This window comes from Chitinophaga sp., from assembly GCF_035564935.1.
Lineage (GTDB): Bacteria > Bacteroidota > Bacteroidia > Chitinophagales > Chitinophagaceae > Chitinophaga.
In genome coordinates this window covers 1-4,922 of record NZ_DATMTE010001104.1, presented here as the reverse complement: position 1 = coordinate 4,922, position 4,922 = coordinate 1, and the positions used below count along the sequence as shown (strand labels likewise).

2 protein-coding genes are annotated in these 4,922 nt (G+C 47.9%); both read right to left on the bottom strand.

Annotated features, from left to right (window positions below):
* Positions 1 to 30: 30 nt before the first annotated feature.
* Complete coding sequence (locus tag VN105_RS28570) at positions 31 to 1,521, bottom strand: RagB/SusD family nutrient uptake outer membrane protein (RefSeq protein WP_325646701.1); 1,491 nt, start codon at positions 1,519 to 1,521, stop codon at positions 31 to 33.
* An 11-nt stretch (positions 1,522 to 1,532) separates the two neighbouring features.
* Positions 1,533 to 4,622, bottom strand: coding sequence for a TonB-dependent receptor (locus VN105_RS28565; protein ID WP_325646700.1), 3,090 nt, complete (start codon positions 4,620 to 4,622; stop codon positions 1,533 to 1,535).
* Between the last annotated feature and the right edge of the window lie 300 nt (positions 4,623 to 4,922).

Here is a 4,922-nt window from a genome sequence, read left to right as displayed (position 1 = left end):
TCTTGTCCGGGGGATTTTTTTGTAAGATGATTAATTATTGATGTTCGGATTATTCTGCAATTCTGTGATCGGTATCGCAAACAGGTAATAGTTGCTGTATGGGGTAAACGGGGTGCCATCCGGCTGCTTCAGTGTCAAATGGCCCTGGGCGGGCACTTTCACAAAGGTGCCATCACCCCTTGGTACGCTGATAATACTGTCTTGTCCATTATAGGAAAGGAATGGCTTCCTTACTACGGTGCCGCCTGTACGAATAATATCAGACAGTGCAAATCCTTCTCCCCATAATTCTTTTCTTCTTTCTACAAGGATGGTATCTACCAGCCTTCCGCCTCCGTTATACGGGGTAGCATTGCGAGCCGCACGTAATACATTCAGCGCTTCTGCGCCTTTGGCTATATTACCGCTTTGTGCATACGCTTCTGCTTCTATCAGGTACATTTCTGCAGACCGCATCAGTACCAGGTCCCCCACCAGTGCACCTGCATCACGGAAACGGAATTTCTTGTAACGGAGATAACCCTCCTGGTCGGGTAAAGTATCCCAGTCGAACAAACGGAACCGTACATCTGCGCTGTCGAAGAAATTCCTGAAATAAGGATCCGCCATGAAGCTCTGGTAATAAGAAGCCGGGCTGGAAACATCCAGGAAATGGAAGTTGTAGCTGGCATTGCTCTGGTTAGGTGTTTGTGCATGGCCCCAGATCCATTCGCCATTGTTAATGTCGCTGAATCCTTTGTTATAGTCATCGCCGGACATTAGCGGATAGCCGTTGCGGGCGGCGGTTGCGGCAGCAATAGCGTTAGTCCACTGGCGGTTGTAGAGGTAAGCGCGGGCCAGTAATCCATTGGCTACATTGCTATTTATTTTCCACTTCTGGGTAGCGCTGCGTTCATAATTCTTCAGCAGTGGTAATGCTTTCTGAAGGTCGTCTATTACCAGTTTGTATACATCGCCGATCGTTGATTTAGCCTTTCCCGCGGTAGCGGGACCAGATGGTTCTGTATAAATGGGAACCGCTTTTTCAGTACCGGTTCTGTTGAACTGATAGAAGGATGCCAGCGTAAGGTAGCAGTTGGCGCGAAGCGCGTATGCCTGGCCTTTAAGACGCTGCTTTTTATCTTCATCGCCGGTAGCATTTTCTACTTTCGCGATCACGTTGTTGCAGTTGTCGATCACCTTGTAAAGGATGGTCCAGAAAGCGGTTACGCGGTTCTTGGTGTTATCCGTCATTTCTGTATAGCCGTAGGAATCACGCAGGCCGTAAGATTGTGTAACAGCTATATCACTGCCCATAGCATCGCTGGTAAGGTGAATGGATTTGTAACCCGGTACCGCGTACGTAAAAAATTCTTCAAACATATACGACCAGGTACCATTGATCACAGTTTCCACGTTATCGGCGGTATTAAACACCTGGTCGTCCGGTACAGCATTGGTTGGTTTGGTATCCAGGAAATCCTTGTTGCAGGCGCCCAATACCAACGCAGCGATTATTATCAGGAATATATTCTTTTTCATGGTTGTAATTTTTAGAAACTCAGATTAATACCTGCAGAAATGGATTTAATGGCCGGGTAACGATAGTAGGTGGTACCTCCTACCGACTGTTCCGGATCAAGGCCCTGGTGATTATAGATCGTGAACAGGTTTTCTCCCTGTACATATACCAGTACATTGTTAAGATGCGCTTTATCCATCAGGGATTTAGGAAGATTGTAACTGATGTTCAGACTTTTCAGCCTTGCATAGCTTGCATCATACAGGAAGCGGTCGGACACCGAAGTCCAGTTGGTTTGCACCGTAGTCAGTTTAGGCACATCCGTTACTTTGTTTTCCGGTGTCCAGCGGTTAAGCATCTCTGTACTGAAAGGACGGCCGGCGGAAGTACCTGTACCGAGCAGGAACAGGTAATCCTGGTCCAGTACTTTACCGCCGAGGCTGTATACCATCAGGAAAGACAGTGAAAAACCCTTGTAGGTGAAGGTATTAGTGAAACCGCCATATACATCCGGCAGGGAGGAACCGTTATAATACTGCGTAGCGGCAGAATAGTTGCCGGTAGTGCCTTTGGTGCCGTCTGCATTATCAATATACCACAATGGCAAACCGGTTTCCTGGTCTACGCCCGCCCATTTTCTCAGGTAAAAATCATAGATAGATTTGCCTACCATAAGTTTCTTTGTACCACTGATAATTTCTTTCTGCGGCAATTCCGTGATCTTATTTTTATAGTGGGTAGCGTTCAAATCGATGCTCCAGCTGAAATCCTTTGTTTTCACCGGTACTGCATGTATGGTACCTTCCACACCGGTATTTTTCAGTGCACCGATATTTTCATCCACGGCGGAGTAACCTACCGAAGGCGCCATTGGCCTGGAATACAGCAAGTCCTGTGATTTACGCTGGAAGAACTCAACGGTACCGCCTAAACGATTTTGAAACATGCTGAAATCAACACCAATGTTTAAGTTCAGGTTGGTTTCCCATTGCAGGTTGGGGTTGTACACCTGGCGACGGTAGGTACCGCCTTCCCCGAGGTTACTGTTCACATTCAGCAACGGGTAATAGTTATAAAAAGCGTCGTCGCCCAGGTTATCATTACCTTGTCCGCCGTAGCTGGCACGGAGTGTAAGCAGGTTAAGCCAGGAATTGTTTTTAAGAAAATCTTCTTCCGTTAATTTCCAGGAACCGCCAACAGACCAGAAGGTGCCCCAGCGGTGGTTGGGGGCGAAACGGGAAGATCCGTCGCGGCGAAGGGAAGCTGATAAAAAGTATTTGCCCACATAATCATATTCTGCCCTGCCGAGAAAGCTGGAAAGCGTGTAGGTATCAGTGTATCCCTGCAGATCCTTGATGAGAGAAGCGTCTGACAGTTCTTCAAGACCCGGCAGCGAGAAACCGGATTTCTGTCCGTCCAGGAAGGTGGTAGTATACTTATAGGCTTCCTGGCCTGCCAGCAGGTTCAGGTGATGCTTTTCATTGAATGTTTCTTCATAAGTGAAGATGTTGTTGAATGTCCAGCTGAACACGCGGGTATTAAGCCGCTCTATTGTTCCGCCTACTTCTGCATCAAAGCCCAGTGTGGGATTCGTATAGTCGTATTGTTGTTTGGCGGTATAGTCTGCATTGTAACTTGATTTAAATTTAAGTCCGCGCCATATAGTAGCTTCTCCATACAGGCGGGCAGATAAATCATCCCGTGTAAGCCGGTGCTTGTCTATTGCAGATGTGGCTACCAGGTTGGTGTTGGTGTTTGCCGCACTGGGGCGGTAACTGCCATAGTCAAAGATCTTATTGCCGTTAGCATCCAGGATATAAGCGCCGGTAGCGCGGTCGCGCTCATAAACAGGATAGAAATTCGACATCAGGCGGCCGTAATTCACGTAGTTATCAGAACGGCTGTCTTCTGAAGGAGGCGCATCCTGTTCGGAGTGCGTACCATTGAGGTTCAGTCCTACCTTTAACCACTTCTTCGCATCAATATCAATATTGCTGCGGAGGTTATAGCGTTTAAAGCCGGAGGCGAGATAGATACCCTGGTCGTTCAGGTAGCCACCGGAAACATAGTACCTTGTTTTTTCGGTGGCGCCGCTGAGCGCTACATCAGCTTCGGTACGCTTACCGGTGCGTTGCATGGCATCGTCCCAGTTATCATCCCAAAGCGCTTTCGCCCCGGCTACCAATTTTCCGTCGGTGCCCACCGGCTGCGGAAAGGCATCACCGTAGGGGTTAATGCCTACCCTTCTTACAAGATTGCTGCTGGCCTGTGCGGCAGCAGTAGCGGGCGACAGCCCGCTGGTAAGTCCACCATTCCGGATGGCTTCCCAGTACATCTCAAAATACTGATCAGTGCTTACACGGTCGTAGTTGTCAACCGCTCTTTTTGAGAAACCCTGGCTAACGCGAACGTCTATATTACTTCCCTGTTTCTTTCCTTTTTTGGTAGTGATGATCACTACGCCATTGGCGCCACGGGAGCCGTACAGTGCGCTGGAAGCAGCGTCTTTTAATACGCTGATGGATTCAATATCGTAGGGATTAATGGCATTCAGGCTACCTCCGTAAGGCACGCCATCTACCACGTATAAAGGATCAGCGGATGCATTGATGGAGCCAATACCGCGGATACGGATAGTTGCATCAGAGCCCGGCTGGCCGCTGGTGGAAGTACTTTGCACACCGGCGGCAAGGCCCTGTAACGCTTTGGTAACGCTGGATACCTGCCTGTTGACCAGTTCGTCGCTTTTGATCTGCGATACAGAACCGGTATAGGAACTTTTTTTTGCAGTACCATAAGCCACCACTACAATTTCATCAATATCCTTCCCTAAGGAACGAAGTGAAATATTAAGCGGCGATGTGCTGATGGGCACTTCCTGTTGTTCCATACCAATGAAACGGACCACCAGCGTAGTGGCAGCGGGATCAGTTACCTGCAGGCTGAAGTTGCCATCGCCGTCACTTATCACGCCGTTGGTAGTCCCTTTTATTACTACCGAAGCACCCGGTAAAGGGGAATTATCTTTTGCAGAATAAACACGGCCGGTTACTGTACGTGTTTGAGCAAATACTGCCATGGGTCCGATGAGCAGCAGAAAGAGGAGTAGTCGTTGTAACATGGTAAAATGTTGAGAGTTTTGCAGTGATCTGGTTTTTCATGGCAATACCCGTCCCTGTCTGTTATTGAACAGGCATTGCAGCATTGTATCCCATTATTGTTTTGACGCCGGTACAGACGGAGTTCCGGGAACAGTAAATGATTGTTGTAACCTGCTTTGGTTAAGCAGACAATTGTTTATTTCTTACTGAGAGCAACAACAATAGTTGCATACAAAATATGGTTGGGTCATCTTCTCCATAAGCAATTCTTTAATTAGTTCCGTTCTCATATCCTATAATTCCTATAGACTAATGGGACG